At 62.4% G+C, this 611-nt stretch carries 1 protein-coding gene; it reads left to right on the top strand.

Annotated elements, in window-relative coordinates:
• Positions 1–611 (top strand): response regulator transcription factor CtrA (locus tag CIW48_RS32985; RefSeq protein ID WP_149314526.1); only part of this gene is annotated, 611 nt, incomplete at both ends.

Genomic DNA, 611 nt, shown 5'->3' with positions numbered 1-611 from the left:
GCGCAGAGCATCGAGCTGATGCTCAAGTCCGAGAACTTCAACACCTACACCACCGATCTCGGGGAAGAGGGTGTCGATCTCGGTAAGCTCTACGACTACGACATCATCCTCCTCGATCTGAACCTGCCCGACATGTCGGGCTACGAGGTGCTCCGCTCGCTCCGCGTGGCCAAGGTGAAGACGCCGATCCTGATCCTGTCCGGCATGGCCGGCATCGAGGACAAGGTGAAGGGCCTCGGCTTCGGGGCCGACGACTACCTGACCAAGCCGTTCCACAAGGACGAGCTGGTGGCGCGCATCCACGCCATCGTGCGCCGCTCGAAGGGCCACGCTCAGTCGGTGATCACCACCGGCGACCTGATCGTGAACCTCGACCAGAAGACCGTCGAGGTCGGCGGCGCCCGGGTCCACCTCACCGGCAAGGAGTACCAGATGCTGGAACTCCTCTCGCTGCGGAAGGGCACCACCCTCACCAAGGAGATGTTCCTCAACCATCTCTACGGCGGCATGGACGAGCCGGAGCTGAAGATCATCGACGTGTTCATCTGCAAGCTGCGCAAGAAGCTCGCCAACGCCAGCCAGGGCAAGAACTACATCGAGACCGTCTGGGG

Source organism: Methylobacterium sp. P1-11, assembly GCF_008329595.1.
In the GTDB taxonomy this organism is placed as follows: Bacteria; Pseudomonadota; Alphaproteobacteria; order Rhizobiales; family Beijerinckiaceae; genus Methylobacterium.
This window is presented reverse-complemented; position numbering and strand designations above follow the sequence as displayed.